The organism is Dactylosporangium sp. CS-033363, from assembly GCF_050942475.1.
Classification (GTDB): domain Bacteria; phylum Actinomycetota; class Actinomycetes; order Mycobacteriales; family Micromonosporaceae; genus Dactylosporangium.
The window spans coordinates 5,969,862-5,987,053 of sequence record NZ_CP192032.1 but is presented as its reverse complement, the minus strand read 5'-3'; the positions used below and the strand labels follow the sequence as shown (position 1 = coordinate 5,987,053).

Sequence of the window (17,192 nt, the reverse complement as noted above, 5' to 3'; positions counted from 1 at the left end):
CCGGGCAAGATTGATTGGCGCAGGTCAGCGCGGGGTATGAGGCGCGCCGTGCCTCACATCGTACGTTCCGACAGCGTCCTTGCCACCACCGCCGCCGAGCTGCTCGCGCGGCACAGCGCCGACTCCGACAGCGGCGGCATCTGCACCGCGTGCGGCTGGCCCGCCCCGTGCCCGGCGGCCCGGCACGCCGACCTCGTCCTGGCGGCCGCTCCCGTGCCCGCCGCCGAGCCGCTGCACGCCGCCGCTTAGCCGACGCGCAGCAGCGCGTCCGCGATGAACAGATCCTGCAGCGCGATCCCGGAGCTGTCGAAGACGGTGATGTCCTCGGGGGACCGGCGGCCCTCGGCACGTCCGGTCAAAACCGCTCCAAGCGCCGTCACGTGTGCCGTCCCAGCCTCCACCAACCCCGCGACGTGCTGCAACTCGCCGATGCGCAGCGACTGGGACGGCAGGTCGCAGTACAAGCGCGCCGTGGCGAGCAATGCCAGTGGGAGCTCCTGCTTGCCGTGCGCGTCCGACCCCATGCTCGCCACGTGCGTGCCCGGACGCACCCAGGCGGCGTCGAACAGCGGCGCCGTCGACGTCGTGGCGGTGACGACGATGTCGGCCGCGCCGCACGCCTCCCGCGCGGAGGTGACCGTCGCGCGCAGTCCCTTCGCGTCCAGCCGGGCCAGGAACTGCTCGCCGCGCTCAGGACTGCGCGCGACGACCAGGATGCTGCTGATCGGGCGGACCCGCGCGAGCGCCGCACACTCGTACAGCGCCTGGTGCCCGGTTCCGAACACGGCCAGGGTCGCGCTGTCCGGGCGGGACAGGGCGTCGGCGGCGACCGCGTCGGCGGCGGCGGTGCGGTAGGCGTTGACCACGCCCGCCTCCACGACCGCGGCGATCCGGCCGGTGTCCTGGTCGAACAGCAGCACGATCGAGTTGTGCCGGGGCTCGCCGGCCGGCCAGTAGCTGCCGACCTTCAGCCCGGCCAGGTCCGCCGACGCCGCCGACTTCACGGTGAAGCGGTTGCGCGGGTCCGAACCGTGGGCGAGCACCGCCGGGAACACCTCGGCCCGCTCGTCGACGGCCGCGACGAGCGCCGCGCGCACCGCCGTGTAGGCGAGCTGCTCGTCGACGAGCGCGGCCGACTCCGCCTCGGACAGGAACCGCACGCTCACCACCCCCGCACGCGGGACCACTCGGCGGTCAGCCCGCGCGAGCCCGGATCGAGCACGTGGTACCGGTCGTGCTGGGCCGCCGTCGCGCACGCGTGGATCGGCAGGATGCGCACCCGCGCGCCGACCGGCAGATCGGGCAGCTTCGCGGTGCTGCCCGGCCGCAGCGCGAGCATCCCGTGCTCCTGGCTCGCGTCGGCCATGAGCAGGTCGTCGTACGGGGTGCCGTCGAGGTCGCAGACGAGCCCGTACGCCTGGTCGACGCGCTGCCGTCCGGTGCCCCGGTCCCGCGAGGTCGCCATCCATCCGCCGTCGGTCATGATCCAGCCCTTGTCGGGCCGGTGCCCGATGACCGTGACGACCACGGACAACGCCAGGTCGGCATGCGTGCACACGCCGATGCCGGCCATCACCAGGTCGAAAAAGACGAAGTTCCCCGCTCGTACCTCACTGACGCCCGTCAGATCCGTCGCGAAGTGCGCGGTCGGCGTCGACCCGACGCTCACCACCGGCGTCGCGAGGCCCGCCGCGCGCAGCGCCTGCGCGGCCTCGACGGCCACCGCCCGCTCGTGCTGGGCGGCCGCGCGCAGCTGCTCGTCGCCGTCGGCGAAGTACGACTCGCCCGCATGCGTGAGCACCCCGCGCACCTCGCCGCCGCGGTGCTCCAGGGCGCGGGCGATGTCCACGAGCGCCGGGTCGTCGGCGGGCACCCCGCCGCGGTGGCCGTCGCAGTCGACCTCGATCAGCGCCGGTACGCCCGCCGCCCCCGCCGCCGAGGCCTGTTCCACGCTGTCGAGCAGCACGACGAGGTCGACCCCGCGCTCCCGCAGCGCGCGCACCCGGCCGAGCTTCTGCGGGGCGATGCCGACGGCGTAGAGGATGTCGCGGTACCCGGCGCCGGCGAACGCCTCGGCCTCGGCGAGCGTCGACACCGTGATCGGACCGCGCGCCCCGCCGTCGACGAGCGCCGCCACCTCGAGGGACTTCGCCGTCTTCACGTGCGGGCGCAGCGTGACCCCGAGCCGGTCGAGGTGCCGGCGCAGCCGCCGCACGTTCGTGTCCACGCGGTGCGGGTCGAGCGCGAGAAACGGTGTTTCCGGATGCTCGAGTGTGCTCATGTGCGCGGTGCCTCCTTGCGGCTCTCGGCCAGGTCCGCGTACACCGCGGAGCGGGACACCCCGAGCCGGTCGGCGACCCGGGGCACGGCATTGCGGACGCGGAACACGCCCCGTTCGTCCAGGGCGCGCAGCAACGCGATCCGCTCGGCCCGTCCCAGCCCGGCGGCGGGCCGGCCGCGCGCGAGTTCCTCGCCCCGCACCAGGGCGTCCACGACGTCGTCGAAGTCGTTGCTGAACGTGGTGTCGACCGGCTGCGACGGTACCGCACCGGCGAGCGCGATCAGCAGATCCCCCGCCTGGCGCAGCGCCGTCACGTCGACGTTGATGCACAGCGCCCCGAAGACGTGGCCGTCCGCGTCGCGCAGGGGCATCGTCGAGGACTTCACGACCCGCCCGTCGCTGGTGCGCGACAGGTAGTTGAGGTCGTTGTCCGCCGCGTCGCCGCGCGCCAGCATCGCCAGCCCGATCTCGCTCATCGCCCCGCCGGCGGCCCGCCCGGTCACCGCGCCGGCCACCGCCACGACGGACTGCTCGCCGAGCCGGTAGTCGTGCAGCACCACCTCGCAGGTCGGCCCGAACGTGGCCGCGATGCCCTCGATGACCGGCCGCAGCGCGTCCAGGATCGCATCAGCCACGCCGCCGATAGTAACCGTCCAGAGCCTGGACGGAAAGTCCAAACCACGTGCCGTGGCGCGCGACACCGCGAGCGTGGACGATCCGGCCCTGCGCCTCGAGGCCCACCCGGATCGCGCGGGGGCGGCGCTGCGCCTGGTGGCGCGGGCCCTGGTCGCCCTGGGCCGCCCGGCCGAGGCGGTCGCCGTGGGCGAAACGGCGCACGGGTCCGACGCGCGGCCACCGGGCTGGGCCGAGCCGTTTGTGTCCGGCCCGCCCGGGTAGCGTCGTTGATTGCCGTGGAGCGGGAGGAGCCGGACATGAAGGCGATCGTGGTGACCGACCAGGCCGCCGGACCGGGCGGGATGACGCTGACGGAGCGGCCCGAGCCGGCGCCGGCGATCAACGATGTCGTCGTCGAGGTGCACGCCTCGGGATACGTCCCGACCGAGATCGAGTGGCCCTCGACGTGGACCGATCGCGCCGGCAAGGACCGGACGCCGTCGATCCCCGGGCACGAGGTGGCCGGCGTGGTCAACGCGCTCGGGTACGGTACGACCGGGCTCTCGGTGGGCCAGCGGGTCTTCGGCCTGACGGACTGGCACCGCGACGGCACCCTCGCCGAGTTCGTGGCCGTCGAGGCGCGCAACCTCGCACCACTGCCGGGCGACGTCGACTTCGCGGCGGGCGCGAGCCTGCCGATCTCCGGCCTGACCGCGTGGCAGGGGCTCTTCGACCACGGCCGGCTTCGGGCGGGGCAGACCGTCCTGGCGCACGGCGCGGCCGGTGCGGTCGGGACCGTCGTGACGCAACTGGCCCGCGAGGCCGGGGCCTATGTCATCGGTACCGGCCGTGCCGCCGACAAGCAGAAGGCGCTCGACTACGGCGCGCACGCGTTCGTCGACCTCGCCGGCGACGCCCTGGAGGAGATCGGCGGCGTCGACCTGGTCTTCGACGTCATCGGCGGCGACATTCAGCGCCGCTCCGCCCGCCTGATCCGCCCCGGCGGCATCCTGGTGACCGTCGTCGGACCGGCCGAGGCGAAGCCCGCCGACGGCCTGGCCGTCGACTTCGTCGTCGAGTCCGACCGCACCCAGCTGCGCGAGCTCGTCCAGCGGGTGCGCGACGGCCGGCTGCGCACGAACATCGGCGACGTCGCGTCCCTCGACGACGCCGTCGCCGCGCTCAACCCGACCAAGCGGATCAGCGGCAAGACGATCGTCCGCGTCCGCCCCTGACGCCCGGCCATCACCCGCGCCCTCATCCGGCCGGGACGTCACCCCCGCAGTAGCTTGGGACCCGTTGCGGCTCAACCGAAACGAACAGGAGGCCCGCGATGCCGACCTTCACGCTCCCCACCGAAGCCTCCGGCGTCATCCCGGCGCTGGTCGAGCGGTTCAACTCGGGCCAGGTCAGCGAGATGATGTCCCTGTACGAGGGGGCCGTGCTCGTCGAGGACGACGGACACACCATCACCGACAGCGGCGAGGTGGCCGCCGCGCTGGAGCGCGACATCAAGCTCGGCCTGCCGCTGGAGGCCAAGGCCCGCCACGTGAACGTCAACGGCGACATCGCCCAGATCGTGGTGGACTGGGCGATCGACGGCAAGGGCCCCGACGGCCGGCACGTGCACGTCGCCGGCACGGCCGCCGATGTCGCCCGGCGCGGCTCGGACGGCCGCTGGCGCTACCTGATCGACAACCGTCTTGGCACGGCGGTGCGCCGGCCCGTGTGACCCGCGGCAGCTCCCGAAGGGAGGATGCGCCATGACGACGATCAAGTTGTACCCCGACGACGCGCACAACCGGCGCACGATCCGGCAGGGCCATCCACCCGAGTGGGTCAACCGCGACGGCGGGGACTACGACCTGGTGGTGCTCGGCGGCGGACCCGGCGGCCTGACCGCCGCCACGACCGCGGCCGCGGCCGGGCACCGCGTCGCGATGACGGAGCAGCGGCTGACCGGGGGCACGTGCGTCAACTTCGGCTGCACGCCGAGCAAGGCGCTGATCCGGTGCGCACGTGCGGTACACGAGGCGAATCGGGGCGACGAGTTCGGCTTCCGGCTCGACGCCCCACCCGTGGTCGACTTCGGCGCGGTGATGGACCGGGTCCGCCGCATCCGCTCGCGCAGCAGCTCCATCGACGCGGTCGAGGCCGCCGAGCAGGCGGGGGTCGAGGTCTACCTCGGGCACTCGCGCTTCACCGGGCCGAACACCGCGACGGTCGACGGCCGGGAGCTGCGCTTCCGCAAGGCGATCATCGCCACCGGATCGCGGCCCGCGGTGCCGCCGATCGACGGGCTGCGCGACGGCGAGTACCTGACCAACGAGACCGTGTTCGCGCTGACCGAACTGCCGGCGCGGCTGGTCGTCGTCGGCAACGGCCCGATGGGCTGCGAGCTCGCGCAGGCCTTCCGCCGCCTCGGCAGCGAGGTGGACCTGGTCAGCCACCCGACGAGCCTGATGCCCAACGACGAGCCGGAGGCGGGCGAGCTGATCCGCCGCCGGTTCGAGCAGGAGGGGATCAGCCTGCACCTGGGGTACACCGCGGCCCGCGCGCACGCCGGCCGCCTGCTGACCCTGGGCCCGGCCGGGACGCGCGAGCTGCCGTACGACGCGCTGCTGATCGCGACCGGCCGCAAGCCGAACCTGGAGGGCCTGGACCTGGACGCGGCCGGGGTGCACGCCGGCCCCGACGGCGTGGAGACCGACGCGTACCTGCGCACCGGCAACCCCGACATCTTCGCCGCGGGCGACGCGACGTTCCCGTTCAAGTACACGCACGCGGCCAACGCGACCGCGCAGCTCAGCGTGGCCAACGCGCTCTACGGCGCCCAGCGCCCGGCCAAGGACCTGGTCATCCCGCACTGCACCTACACCGATCCCGAGGTGGCCGAGGTCGGCCTGACCCCGCGCCGGGCCCGCACCGAGGGCGTCGCCGTCGACACGTACCGGCTCGACCTGTCCAATGTGGAGCGCGCCTTCATCGACGGCGAGGAGGAGGGCTTCGGCGCGATCCACACCCGCAGCGGCAGCGGCGAGATCGTCGGCGCCACCCTGGTGGCCGCGCACGCCGGCGAGATGATCAGCGAGCTGACCCTGGCGATCACGAACCGGCTCACCCTGCAGGCGCTCGCCGACACCGTGCACTGCTACCCGACCCAGGCCGAGGTCTTCCAGCGCATCGCCCAGCACGCCGGGCCGCAGCGGGTCGCCGTGGCCCACTGAGCGCGCAGTACCCTCGACGCATCATGGGAACGCTTGGGGACCTGCGGGTCAACCGCATCGGGTACGGCACGATGAAACTCACTGGCTGGCCCCGGGGCGAGGCACCGCCCCGGGACACGGCCCTGGCCATCCTCCGCCGGGCCGTCGAGCTCGGCGTGAACCACCTCGACACGTCGGACTACTACGCGCGCGACGGGGTGGCCGCGAACGAGCTGATCCGGTCGGCGCTGTACCCGTACCAGAGGGATCTGGTGATCGTCACCAAGGTGGCGCTCGTCAACCCGGCGGACGTCGAGCAGCTGCGCGGCGGGGTCGAGGCCAACCTGCGCTCGCTCGGCGTCGACCGGCTCGACGTGGTCAACCTGCGCCTCAGCGACCGCGGCCCGTCCGACGAACTGCTCGAGACCGCGCTCGCCACCCTCCAGACCATGGTCGACGAGGGCCTGATCCGGCACCTCGGGGTCTCCAACGTCACCGCCGCCCAGGTCGCCCGGGCCCGGGCCGCCGCCGCGATCGTCTGCGTGCAGAACCTGTACAACATCAGTGCCCGCGACGACGACCCGCTCGTCGACACCTGCGCGGCCGCCGGGATCACCTACGTGCCGTTCTTCCCGGTCGGCGGCTTCCAGCCGCTGGTCGGCGCGGCCCTCGACGCGGTCGCCGCCCGGCACGGCGCCACGGTGGCGCAGGTGGCGCTGGCATGGCTGCTGGCCCGGTCGCCGAACATCGCGCTCATCCCCGGCACCGGCTCCCTCGCCCACCTGGAGGAGAACATCGCCGCCGCCGGCCTGGGCCTCACCGAGGAAGACCTGGCCGAACTCGGCTGATCCGGCCATGCGCTCACCTTCGCGGCGGTTAGCGTCGCGGGCATGCCACTTCCCGCCGATCCGCCGCGCAGTCCCGGGTCGCCGTTCGCCTCGATGCGCGGGCACCACACGGGCATCCGGTACCCGCGCTTCGAGGACGCGCTGTCGTTCTGGGTGGACAAGCTCGACTGGCGCGTGCTGCAGATCTGGCCGTACGGCGGCCTCACCCTCGCCTACGTCATGCCGCCCGACCAGGACGACTTCCACCTGGAGATCCTGGCCGGGCCCGGCGCGGTGCCGCAGCCACAGTTCACCGACGTCGGCGAGAGCCTGCTGATGAGTGGGCTCAACCACGTCTGCCTGTCGGTGTCCGATGTCGACGCGACGGTGGCCGAGCTGCGGGCGCGCGGGGTCGAGGTCGTCGGCGAGCCGTTCGAGCTCGACGACATCAGCGCGCGGCTGGCGTTCTTCCGCGACCCGTGGGGGAACTTCTTCGAAATCTCACAGCGGTTGGATTAGCGGACCGACGCTCAACGGCGCCGCGGTGACCGGCGGGCTCAGCGGTGTCGCGGTGGGTGGCCTGCGGTGAGCGGTGTCGCGGTGGGTGGCGCGCGGTGAGCGGTGTCGCGGTGGGTGGCGCGCGGTGAGCGGTGTCGCGGTGGGTGGCGCGCGGTGAGCGGTGTCGTGGTGGGCGGCCCGCGCTCAGCGGCGTCGCGGTTGGATGGCGGCTCAGCGGCGTCGCGGTGGATGGCCGGGTCAGCGGCGTCGCGGGGGGCGGCCCGGGCGGCGGCGTCGGCGGGCCGGCCGCTGCCAGGACGGGGGTCGCTCGGACTCGACGGCGCGCAACGCGTGCGACACGGCGTCGGGCACTTTTCGCGGCCGCCCGGCGAGGCCGCACAGCCAGGCCAGGGCGGCCAGCACGATCGGGGTGACGAGCGGCGCGGTCACCCGGATCTCGTCCAGCTCGGCCGGCAGCCGCGGGTCGACGAGGCCGCCCGGATCGCGCACGACGGTGACCCGGGCGCCGACCGTGCCCTCCGCGTTCTCGTCCGGCCAGCGGCCCAGCACGCCGGGGATCGGGGTGCCGGCGGGGTCGGTCAGGTGGTAGTACAGGTGGCGGTTGCGTTTCGTCGCGCCCTCGATCGAGGTCACGGTGGCCTCGACCCGCTCGCCGCGGACGCCTAGGACCGTCGCCCACAGCATCGCCGGGGCCAGGAACATGAGCAGCGCCGAGACCAGCCAGGCGGCGGCGAGCAGGCCCACCCGCAGGTCGCCGCCCGGGCGGGGCAGCAGCGCGGCGGCGATGAGCGCGCCGATCCACAGTGGCGTGCCGACGAACACCACGGCGGGCGGCGGGACCCAGACGGTGGCGACGACCGTGCCGAGCAGCGCGGTCGCGACGAACACGGCGAGGTAGCGCAATCCGGCCCGGTTGACCAACGATCGCATGCCCGCACGGTACGGCCGCGCGTCAACCGACGGGGGAGCGCGTCAACGGAGCGGCGCGGTCAACCGAGTGGCGCGCGGTCAACCGGGTGGCGCGCGGTCAACCGGGTGGCGCGCGGTCAACCGGGTGGCGCGCGGTCAACCGGGTGGCGCGCGGTCAACCGGGTGGCGCGCGGTCAACCGGGTGGCGCGCGGTCAACCGAGTGGCGCGCGGTCAACCGAGTGGCGCGCGGTCAACCGAGTGGCGTGTCAGCCGGGCGGTGCGCGTCAATCGGGCGGTGCGCGTGACGGTCCAGCGGCCCTCGCCCGGCTGGTGCTCGGCCCGCCGCGCGCCGAGCTCGAGGAGGCGTTCCTCAATCGCGCGGTGCGCGTCAACCTTGCGGCGCGCGTCAGCCGAGCAGCGCGCGTCAGCCGACCGGCTCGGACTCCGGGCGGTAGCCGTCGGCCTGCAGGTGGAACAGGCGCGCGTACTCGCCGTCCAGGGCCAGCAGTTCCGCGTGCGTGCCCCGCTCGATGACCACGCCGCCGGAGAGGACGGCGAGGACGTCGGCGTCGCGCAGGGCGCCGAGGCGGTGGGAGATCAGCAGGCTCGTCGCGCCCGCGCGGTGGGCCCGCAGGCCGTGGTGGATGGCGTGCTCGGCCTCGGCGTCCAGGCCCGAGCTCGGTTCGTCCAGGATCAGCAGGTCGCGCCGGTCCCGCAGGTACGTGCGGGCGAGGGCCAGGCGCTGCCATTGGCCACCGGAGAGCAGTACACCCGCGGCATCCTCCTCGGCGAAGAGCCTCGACAGCATCGTGTCGTAGCCGTGGGGCAGGGCGCGCAGGACCGGGTCGATGCCCGCGCGCGTGGCGGCCGCCGGCACGGAATCCAACGGGGCGTGGATATCGCCCAGCGCGATGTTCTCCGCCGCGGTGAGCTCGTAGGACATGTAGTCCTGGAACAGGGCCCCGATCCGCTCGCGCAGGCCGGGCAGGGACAGTTCGCGGATGTCGGTGCCGTCCCACAGGATCGCGCCGCGGTCCGGGTCGTAGAACCGGCACAGCAGCTTCACCAGCGTGCTCTTGCCGGCGCCGTTCAGCCCGATCAGGCCGACCGCCGAGCCGTGCGGGATGACCAGGTTCACGCCGCGCAGAATCCACTCGTGCTCGGGTGAGTAGCGGAACCACACGTCGCGCAGTTGGATTTCCCGCCGCAGCGGGGGCACCGGCGCCGTGGCCAGGGGCAGGTCGGGCTCGGAATCCAACACCGCGCGGAAATGGCGGTACAACAGCAACGCATGATGGATTAACGCCACCCGCGCGACCAGGGAGGCGAGGGTGGCCTGCAGCGCCGCGATCCCGGCCACGAGCGCGGAGACGTCGCCGACGGAGAAGGTGCCGGACAGCGCCGCCCAGGCGAGGGCCCCGCCGAGCACCAGCGCCGAGAGCACGCCCAGCGCGAACTGCACCCGCAGCGTGCGGGCGTCCAGGCGGCGGCGCTGCCCGTCGGCCGCGGCGAGCTCGTCGAGCATCCGCAGCCGGAACAGCTCCGACAGGCCCAGCAGCCGGACCTCCTTGGCCGCCGGGAGGCTGGTCTGCAGCTCGGCGTAGAAGAACTCGCGGCGCTCGTGCGGGCTGATGCTCCACAGCATCGCGGCCTGCTCGCGGCTGAGCCGGATCTCGGCCACCAGCGCCGGGACCAGGCCCAGCAGGGTGACGGCGGCGATCGCGGGGCTGATCGCGGCCAGCACGGCGACCAGGCCGGCCAGGGTGACCACGAGCTGGCCGGTGCCGAGCAGCCCGGCGATGACCTGGCCGGGCCCGGTGCGCCCGGCCGACTGGGCCATCCGCAGCCGGTCGTGGAAGGCGGGGTCCTCGAGGCGGGCGAGGCCGGTGAGGCGGGCGGTGGCCAGGTACAGGTCCGACTGGGCGCGCCGGCCGACCACCCGGCCGACCTCGTGCTCCAGGAACGTGGCGAGCGACGGCAGGGCGGCGGCGAGCACGAGGACCGGCACGAACCAGGCCAGGGCACGGGCGGTACCGCCGCCGCCGGACAGCGCGTCGAGCAGGCCGCGCAGGAGCCAGACGGTCGCGACCGGGACGGCCGCGGCGAGCAGCGTGACGGCCACCCCGCCGGCGAGGCGCCCCGCGGCGGCCCGGACCCCGAGGCGGACCGCGTGCCAGGCGTCAGCGATCATCCGCGGACGGTATCGCGATCATCGTCGATGTGGTACATCGGTCGGCGTGCGTTGGATTCTGGTCCGGGTGTCGGGCGGCTCGATGGAGCCGGCGCTGCGTGACGGTGCGCTGCTGCTGGCCCGCCGGTACCGCGGCCAGCCCCTGCACGTCGGCGACATCGTCGTGCTGCGCCGGCCGACCGGGCCCGTGGAACTTCCACCGGGCGTGCACGTCGAGGCGGGTCCCGTCGCCCCGCAGCGCTCGGGGCTGCTCGTGAAACGCGTGGCGGAACTCGTCGACCCGGAGTCGATGGTGGTGCTGGGGGACAGCCCCGGGTACGACTCCCGGATCTTCGGCCCGGTCCCCGTCAGCAGCACCGTCGGCGTTGCGGTCAGTCGACGACCTGGACGTCCTTCCAGAACGCGACGCGGTCGCGAATCATAGCGGCGTCCGGCTTGGGCTCCGGGTAGTACCAGACGGCGTCGGGGCTGCGGATGCCGTCCAGTTCGAGCGAGTAGTACGAGGCCGTGCCCTTCCACGGGCAGACCGTGTGGGTGTCGGACTCGCGCAGGATGTCCTCGCGCACCGCGGCGCGCGGGAAGTAGTGGTTGCGCTCGACCACGACGGTGTCGTCGCTCTCGGCAATGACCGTTCCGTTCCAGACTGCTTTGGGCATGATCCCACCGTAACGCGCACGGGGCCCGGTTGTGGCGGCGTCGGGCCCCGTGCGCGCACCGCGTCAGCCCAGCCGGAACCTCTGTGCCGCGGTGGTGTTGCAGTCCCAGATGCGCAGCAGGTCACCGGCCTTCTGGTTGTTGTTGGGGTCGTCCATGCAGCGGCCCGACGGCGGGTTGAACAGCGTGCCGTCGGCCCGGGTCGTCCAGGTCTGCGAGCCGGTGCCGTTGCAGTCCCACAGCTGCACCGCGGTCCCGTTGGCGGTCCCGCCGTTGACGACGTCGAGGCACTTGCCCAGCGTGCGGATCGTCTGGTCGCCCGGGGCCGACCAGCGCTGGGCGTCGCTGCCGTTGCAGCCGTAGAGCTGCACCGCCGTCCCCGACGCCGGCGAGGCGTTGGCCACGTCCGCGCACAGCCCGCCCGGCCCGGTCAGCGGCCCCGGCGGCAGCTTCCACACCTGCGCGCCGCTGCCGTTGCAGGCGTACAGCTGCAGCTGCACCGCGCCCGGCGTGGTGTTGGAATTCGGCACGTCGAGGCATTGCCCGCCCGACGTCAGTGCCCCGTTGGATTGATGCCCCCACTGCTGGGTGGCGGCCCCGCTGCAGGTGCTGATCGTGACGCCGGGGCCGGCGGTCAGGCACTTGCCGAGCACCCGCACCGTGTTGTCGGCGCCGTACGCGAACGTCTGCGCGGCCGTGTGGTTGCACCCGTACAGCTGCATCGCGGTCCCGTCGGTGGCCGTCCCGCCGCGCACGTCCAGGCACAGCCCGCCCGCGCCGAGAATTTCACCGGATGTTGGATTCGCGGTCGCCGACCCGCTCAGCGACACGGTGTGCGCGGCATTCAGCGGCAGCGCGGCCGTCGTGACCGTCACCACCCGGCGGTTGGCGTTCCACGCCCAGGCCGTCTCGGGCACCTGCACGCCGTCGACGAGGACCGCGGTCGGCGCGTTGGAGTTCGACAGCCGCAGCGTGTACTGCCGGGAGGTCGGCGCCCCGGTGAAGGAGCCCGTCTGCGCGCCGATGGTGAGCGTGCGCGACGCCTCGGTCCAGGCCAGCGGCGCCGTGGTGGAGGCGGTCGAGGTGCCCTCGCCGGCGTCGGAGTAGAGCGCGAAGCTGCCGTCGGCGCCCGCGGTCACGTCCAGGGTGAGCTGGTTGAGCGGCCGCTGCCCGGCGTTGTCGACGTAGTCGGTGCGGGTCGGCATGATCCCGCCGGCCTTGATGAGCACCGGCATCCGGTCCAGCCCGGCCGAGACGGTCACCGTGGACGGTCCACTGTAGACCTGGCCGGTGAAGTAGTCGGTCCAGGTGCCCGGCGGCACCCACATCGAGCGCGACCCGGTGCTGCTGGTGATCGGCGCGACGAGCACGTTGTCGCCGTAGAGGTACTCCGTCGGGTTCGTGTACGCCTCGCTGCTGCCCGGGTAGTTCAGGTACAGCGGCCGGGTGATCGGCACCCCGGTCGCGTTGGCCTGCTTGGCGAGGGTGTACGTGTAGGGCACCAGCGCCTCGCGCAGCCGCAGGAACGACTCCGCGCTCGCCTGCGCCGCGCCGGTGTAGTTCCACGGCAGCCGGTCGCCGTGGTCGGAGTGCAGCCGGTCGACGGGCTGGAACGTGCCGAGCTGGACCCAGCGGGCGTACAGGTCGTCGGCGAGGTGCCCGCCGTGGAACGAGCCGATGTCGTGGCTGACGTTGGAGAACCCGGCGGCCGCGGCGTCCGGGGTGAACCGGGCCTCGAAGGCGAGCATGTCCCAGGTGGCCGGGGTGTCGCCGGTGAACTGCATCGTGTTGCGCCGCTCGGCCCACGGCCCGACGGCGAAGTTCGAGTCGTCGTTGCCGTACTCCGCGCCGCCGATCCGGCCGAACGAGAACCCGCGCAGCCCCCGCGCCGCGGCCGCGTCGGCGTACGCCTGGTTGATCCAGGTGTCGGCGGACACGTGCGGGTTCGACGCGATCGAGGCGCCGCACGTCGTGCAGTAGTCGAGCCACCAGGTGCGCACGCCCTGCTGCTCGAACGGCTTGTGCAGGTTCATGTACGCGCTGAGCTGCGCCGGGTTCGACCAGTCGAACACGTAGTTGCTGCCGTCGGAGGCGAGCCCGCCGGCCTGGCTGTTGGCCGTCGCGAACTTCGGGTCGTTCCCGGCGATGCTGGTGTGAATATTCAACGAGACGTTGAGCCCCTGCTGCTTCGTCCAGTTCAGGAAGCCCTGCGGGTCGGGGAACAGCCCGGTGTTCCAGTTCCAGCCGTTCCACTGGCTCGGGGATTTCCAGTCGGTGTCGATGACCAGCCAGTCGATCGGCGTGAACGTGCTGCGGAACGTCGGCAGCAGCGAGTTCTGGTAGTCCGCGGTGCTGTAGCCGTAGTAGCGCGAGTACCACACGCCGTAGGCCGACTGGGGCAGCAGCGCCGAGCCGCCGGTGAGCGTGTTGAGGTCGGCCAGGCCCTGCTTGTAGTTCTGCCCGTAGCCGAAGAAGTACCCGTCCTGGTACGGCTGACTGCCGTGCGCGGGCCGGTCGCTCAGCACGTGCGCGGCGCTGAACAGCGCGGTGCGCGAGTCGTCGAGCAGGTACCAGCCGGACCGGGCGAGAATCCCCGGGTGCTCGGGCACCGGAATGGTGCGCGGGTTGTCCAGCGAGCGCGACCAGCCGCCGAGCGCGTCCTTCGGCCCGGCCCCGTAGCCGGTGGTGAGCAGCGCCGTCGAGGCGGCCGGGAACGCGGTGGCGGACGTCGGCGTGAGCGCGATGCTGTCGATGTTCACGCGGCCGGAGTTGCCGGCGTTCTGCACCACGGTGACGGTGCTCGTCCCGGCCGGGAGGCTGACCGTGGTGGACGCGGTGCCCCAGGTGTCCCAGCTGCCGGTGCTGGGCAGGCTCAGGGCCGGCCCGGCGGTGGCATTGACCTTTGTGGACAGTGTCCGGGTGGTGTTCTGCCCGTCCCCGCCGGTCGCGTTGGCGTAGCGCACCTGCAGCTTGTAGTTCCCGGCCGCCGGCACCCCGCTGACGTCGACGGCGAGCCCCGATCCGGTCTTCTCGATCCCGGCGACGAAGGCGGATCCCGTGTACCCGCTGTGGTCGTAGGCGGGCGTCGCGTTCCCGGTCAGCAGGGCGTTCTCGCCCTCGCACGCCGTGTTGTACGCGCAGTACGAGGGGAACGCCGGCTGCGCGGTGACGCCGGTGGACAGGGCCACGGAGAGGTTCGCGGCCGTGAACGCGCCGCTGCCCTGCTTGTACCGCAGGGTGAGCGCGCTCGTGCGGATCTCGCGGTACCCGTCGGAAGTCGCGCTCGTCGTGTAGGACGGCACCGGGAAGTTCCGGTTGACCGCGTTGAAGGACGTCGCGTCCTGGAAGGCGCCGTCCCCGGCGTACTCGAGGCGGACGAGGGTGGGGGAGAGGACCTCGAAGCGGGCGTTGCCGTCGGTGACGACGTTGGTGGCGGCCTGGGCGGGGCTCGCGGCGGCGGCGAGCGCGACGAGCGCCCCGGCCACGACGACCAGGGCGGATGCGTACGGCAGATGGCGGCGTCTGGGCACGCTTCCCAGGGAACGCTTTCGAAATGAAACCTGTCAATGGATGTTTTGGGAATTGTTGACAGAACGCGCCGGCGTGTGGTTTCCGGCGGCCCCGTCGAGGGTCGCCACGACGCTGCCGGTCCACCAGTGCACGTCGTGGCGGCGCACGGTGCGGCGCATCCGGGCCATCGCGGCGCGGTCGCCGGCGGCGGTGCGGTGCGGATCGATGGCTTCGGCGATCGCCCGCTTGAGATCCTCGACGTCGTACGGGTTGACGCCGACGGCCTCCGGCAGCTCGTCGGCGATGCCGCTGAACTCGCTGAGGACGAGAACACCGGTGTCGTCCAGGCGGGCGGCGAGGAAGGCCTTCGCGGTGAGGTTGACGCCGTCGCGCAGCGGGGTGGCCAGGAACACGTCGGCCAGCCGGTACAGCGCGACCAGATCGACCGGGTCGAGGTGCTGGTGCAGGTAGTGCACGGCGGGCCGGCCGACCGCGCTGTGCGCGCCGTTGATCCGCGCGACCAGCTGCTCGACCCGCATGCGGATCCGGGCCTTCCCGGCCGACTGCCGGGCGGCGGGCACGACGACCTGGACGAGCACGCAGTCGTCGGCCCGCAGCCGGCCGTCGGCCAGCAGCTCCCCGAAGGCCGCGAGCCGCTGCTCGGCGCCGCTGGTCGCGTCGAGCCGGTCCACCGCGAGCAGGACGGCGCGCGGCCCGCGCAGCTCGCGCCGCAGGTCCTCCAGCCGGCGGGCGACATCGGGGCTTCCGGCGAGGCGTTCGACCCGGCCGGCGTCGGCGCCCATCGGCAGCGCCTCGACGCGCACCCGGCCGTCGTGCTCGGGGCCGCCGTGCCGGGCGGCCAGGCGCCGCAGGTTGTCGGCGCTGCGCCGGTCGGGAACGCCGATGACGTCCGACCCGAGCAGGCCGTCGACGATCTCCTTGCGCATCGGCATCCGCCCGAACAGCTCGGCCGGCGGGATCGGCAGCGGCAGGTAGCAGCCGATGGTGAGGTCCGGGCGGACGGCTCGGAGCACGGCCGGTACCAGCTGCAGCTCGTGACCGTGCACCCAGACGGTCCCGCCCGGGGCGGCGAGGCCGGTCGCGGCCGCCGCGTAGCGCTCGTTCACGGCCCGATAGGCCCGCCGCCACCGCCGGTGGAACGTAGGACGCTCGACGGCGTCGTGGTAGAGCGGCACGATCGTCGACGCGCACTGCCCCTCGAGGTGATCGGCGACCTCGGCCGCCGAGAGCCCGACCGGCCGCAGCGCCACGCCCTCGAACGCGCCGGGCGGTGCTCCGGTCCCGCCGTCCCAGCCGACCCACGCCCCGCCCCGGTCCGCCAGGACGGGCCGCAGCGCCCGGGCCCACGCGGCGTCATCGGCCGGCAGCAGGCTCGTCACCACCACCAGCGCGTGCCGGCCGGAGGTGGCGCCGGGGTCAGCGGGACGCAACCGCGGCCCCGCCTCCGGCCGCGGCCACCGGCGAGCGGTCCAGCAGGCAGCGCGGGCACCGGTGCGGTCCCTCCGGGGCGCGCTCGCCGACCCAGCCGTGCCGGCTGAAGAAGCTCCACGCGAGCTCCCAGTTGTGCAGGTTCGCGGCCAGCCGGCCGACGATCAGGCCGCACTCGTCGCAGACCAGGCTGAAATCCGTGCGCTCGTGCGCGTACATCGCGGTCATGTCCGTCCTCCGCTCAGCAGGCCACGGGCTGCGCCGCGCGCAGCCACTCCAGCGCGCTGACCTGGTCGGCGTGCGCCGGCAGGACGTCGTCCAGGCACAGCAGCCGCAGCGCCGCGGACACCGCCGCCGCCGGGCCGACGAGACACGTCCGGCCGCCCCGCTCCGCCGCGCGTCCGGCCGCCCGGACGAGGACGTCGACGGTGGCGGAGGAGAGCCGGTGCATCCGGCTGACGTCGACCATGAGGTGCCGGCACGGCCCCGGGTCCCCGCTGAGCAGGTTCCAGAGCCGGGCATCGTCCGCGCAGAGCAGCTCGCCGCGCAGGTAGACCGCCCGGACATCGGCCAGCAGCTGCACCACCAGGCGCGACGATCCACGACCGGCCGGCTGTACGGACGGTGCGTCCAACGACCGCGCGACGATCCCGCTCAGCGAGGTCGGCGGCCCGCACCGGCCACAGGCGTGCGGCCCGATCGCCAGCTCGCTGCCCGTCCAGCCGTCGAGGCCGAACAGCCGCCAGGCCACGTCCCAGCCGCCGGTCGAGGCGGCCAGATTCCCCACGATCGCCCCGCAGGCGTCGCAGACGAGGCTGAAGTCCGTCCCGTCCCGGCTGACCAGTGCCGTCATACTTGCTTCCATACAACCATGTGCATCATGCAACTATCTGTCGCGCGTACGACGATCCGCCCGCAGCCGCATGACGTTTCCATGACGATCCCGGAGTAGCGCCCCGTCGCTGACGGCGGTCGCCTCGAGCACACCGGCCAGGCTCACGACCTCGTCGTCCACCTGGACGGCGCCCGG

At 73.5% G+C, this 17,192-nt stretch carries 18 protein-coding genes; 8 read left to right on the top strand and 10 right to left on the bottom strand.

All coding sequences use genetic code 11. The features are described from left to right. Positions 1-48 precede the first annotated feature (48 nt). On the top strand, positions 49-249 hold the full coding sequence (locus ACQPZ4_RS27645; protein WP_433041242.1) for a hypothetical protein: 201 nt from the start codon (positions 49-51) through the stop codon (positions 247-249). Here the strand turns inward: ACQPZ4_RS27645 and ACQPZ4_RS27640 are convergent. The 3 genes from ACQPZ4_RS27640 to ACQPZ4_RS27630 are packed head-to-tail and all read right to left on the bottom strand — an operon-like array spanning position 246 to position 2,916. Continuing rightward, positions 246-1,160 carry an ornithine cyclodeaminase family protein gene (locus ACQPZ4_RS27640; RefSeq protein ID WP_433041239.1) on the bottom strand — a complete coding sequence of 305 codons (915 nt, stop codon included), beginning with the start codon at positions 1,158-1,160 and terminating at the stop codon, positions 246-248. The two genes, ACQPZ4_RS27645 and ACQPZ4_RS27640, sit on opposite strands and share 4 nt — an antisense overlap. Positions 1,161-1,162: 2 nt before the next feature. Beyond that, positions 1,163-2,281 carry an alanine racemase gene (locus ACQPZ4_RS27635; protein ID WP_433041236.1) on the bottom strand — a complete coding sequence of 373 codons (1,119 nt, stop codon included), beginning with the start codon at positions 2,279-2,281 and terminating at the stop codon, positions 1,163-1,165. Then, positions 2,278-2,916 carry a helix-turn-helix transcriptional regulator gene (locus ACQPZ4_RS27630; protein WP_433041233.1) on the bottom strand — a complete coding sequence of 213 codons (639 nt, stop codon included), beginning with the start codon at positions 2,914-2,916 and terminating at the stop codon, positions 2,278-2,280. The genes ACQPZ4_RS27635 and ACQPZ4_RS27630 overlap by 4 nt, the downstream gene beginning before the upstream one ends. Positions 2,917-2,968: 52 nt before the next feature. Here ACQPZ4_RS27630 and ACQPZ4_RS27625 point away from each other — a divergent pair, with 52 nt between their 5' ends. The 6 genes from ACQPZ4_RS27625 to ACQPZ4_RS27600 all read left to right on the top strand — a co-directional run bounded on the left by ACQPZ4_RS27625 (position 2,969) and on the right by ACQPZ4_RS27600 (position 7,448). Further along, on the top strand, positions 2,969-3,178 hold the full coding sequence (locus ACQPZ4_RS27625; RefSeq protein ID WP_433041230.1) for a hypothetical protein: 210 nt from the start codon (positions 2,969-2,971) through the stop codon (positions 3,176-3,178). A 35-nt stretch (positions 3,179-3,213) separates the two neighbouring features. Beyond that, positions 3,214-4,131, top strand: a complete 918-nt coding sequence (locus tag ACQPZ4_RS27620; RefSeq protein ID WP_433041227.1) for an NADP-dependent oxidoreductase — start codon at positions 3,214-3,216, stop codon at positions 4,129-4,131. A gap of 98 nt (positions 4,132-4,229) precedes the next feature. After that, entirely contained in the window at positions 4,230-4,628 is a 399-nt protein-coding gene (locus tag ACQPZ4_RS27615) for a YybH family protein (protein ID WP_433041224.1), read from the top strand. Between the two features lie 31 nt (positions 4,629-4,659). After that, complete coding sequence (locus ACQPZ4_RS27610; protein ID WP_433041221.1) at positions 4,660-6,123, top strand: FAD-dependent oxidoreductase; 1,464 nt, start codon at positions 4,660-4,662, stop codon at positions 6,121-6,123. A 23-nt stretch (positions 6,124-6,146) separates the two neighbouring features. Further along, positions 6,147-6,950: an oxidoreductase gene (locus ACQPZ4_RS27605; RefSeq protein ID WP_433041218.1), complete on the top strand. Its 804-nt coding sequence runs from the start codon at positions 6,147-6,149 to the stop codon at positions 6,948-6,950. A gap of 42 nt (positions 6,951-6,992) precedes the next feature. After that, positions 6,993-7,448 (top strand): VOC family protein, encoded by a 456-nt coding sequence (locus ACQPZ4_RS27600; protein WP_433041215.1) that lies wholly within the window; start codon positions 6,993-6,995, stop codon positions 7,446-7,448. A gap of 237 nt (positions 7,449-7,685) precedes the next feature. On the opposite strand, the gene ACQPZ4_RS27595 is transcribed toward ACQPZ4_RS27600, so the two are convergent. Beyond that, a complete protein-coding gene (locus ACQPZ4_RS27595) occupies positions 7,686-8,378 on the bottom strand; it encodes a hypothetical protein (RefSeq protein ID WP_433041212.1) in 693 nt (230 codons plus the stop codon). Between the two features lie 404 nt (positions 8,379-8,782). Further along, on the bottom strand, positions 8,783-10,549 hold the full coding sequence (locus ACQPZ4_RS27590) for an ABC transporter ATP-binding protein (protein WP_433041210.1): 1,767 nt from the start codon (positions 10,547-10,549) through the stop codon (positions 8,783-8,785). 46 nt (positions 10,550-10,595) lie between these two features. On the opposite strand from ACQPZ4_RS27590, the gene ACQPZ4_RS27585 reads away from it, so the two are divergent. Continuing rightward, a complete protein-coding gene (locus tag ACQPZ4_RS27585) occupies positions 10,596-10,973 on the top strand; it encodes a S26 family signal peptidase (protein ID WP_433041207.1) in 378 nt (125 codons plus the stop codon). Here ACQPZ4_RS27585 and ACQPZ4_RS27580 read toward each other — a convergent pair. The 5 genes from ACQPZ4_RS27580 to ACQPZ4_RS27560 form a co-directional block, all read right to left on the bottom strand. Further along, positions 10,921-11,205 (bottom strand): DUF427 domain-containing protein, encoded by a 285-nt coding sequence (locus ACQPZ4_RS27580; RefSeq protein ID WP_433041201.1) that lies wholly within the window; start codon positions 11,203-11,205, stop codon positions 10,921-10,923. The genes ACQPZ4_RS27585 and ACQPZ4_RS27580 overlap by 53 nt on opposite strands. Before the next feature lie 63 nt (positions 11,206-11,268). Continuing rightward, positions 11,269-14,733: a ricin-type beta-trefoil lectin domain protein gene (locus ACQPZ4_RS27575; protein ID WP_433041198.1), complete on the bottom strand. Its 3,465-nt coding sequence runs from the start codon at positions 14,731-14,733 to the stop codon at positions 11,269-11,271. A 33-nt stretch (positions 14,734-14,766) separates the two neighbouring features. Then, positions 14,767-16,164, bottom strand: a complete 1,398-nt coding sequence (locus ACQPZ4_RS27570) for an alpha,alpha-trehalose-phosphate synthase (UDP-forming) (RefSeq protein WP_433041195.1) — start codon at positions 16,162-16,164, stop codon at positions 14,767-14,769. Next, entirely contained in the window at positions 16,151-16,390 is a 240-nt protein-coding gene (locus ACQPZ4_RS27565) for a hypothetical protein (protein WP_433041192.1), read from the bottom strand. Before ACQPZ4_RS27565 ends, ACQPZ4_RS27570 begins: the two co-directional genes overlap by 14 nt. A gap of 13 nt (positions 16,391-16,403) precedes the next feature. Continuing rightward, complete coding sequence (locus tag ACQPZ4_RS27560) at positions 16,404-17,015, bottom strand: STAS domain-containing protein (protein ID WP_433041189.1); 612 nt, start codon at positions 17,013-17,015, stop codon at positions 16,404-16,406. Between the last annotated feature and the right edge of the window lie 177 nt (positions 17,016-17,192).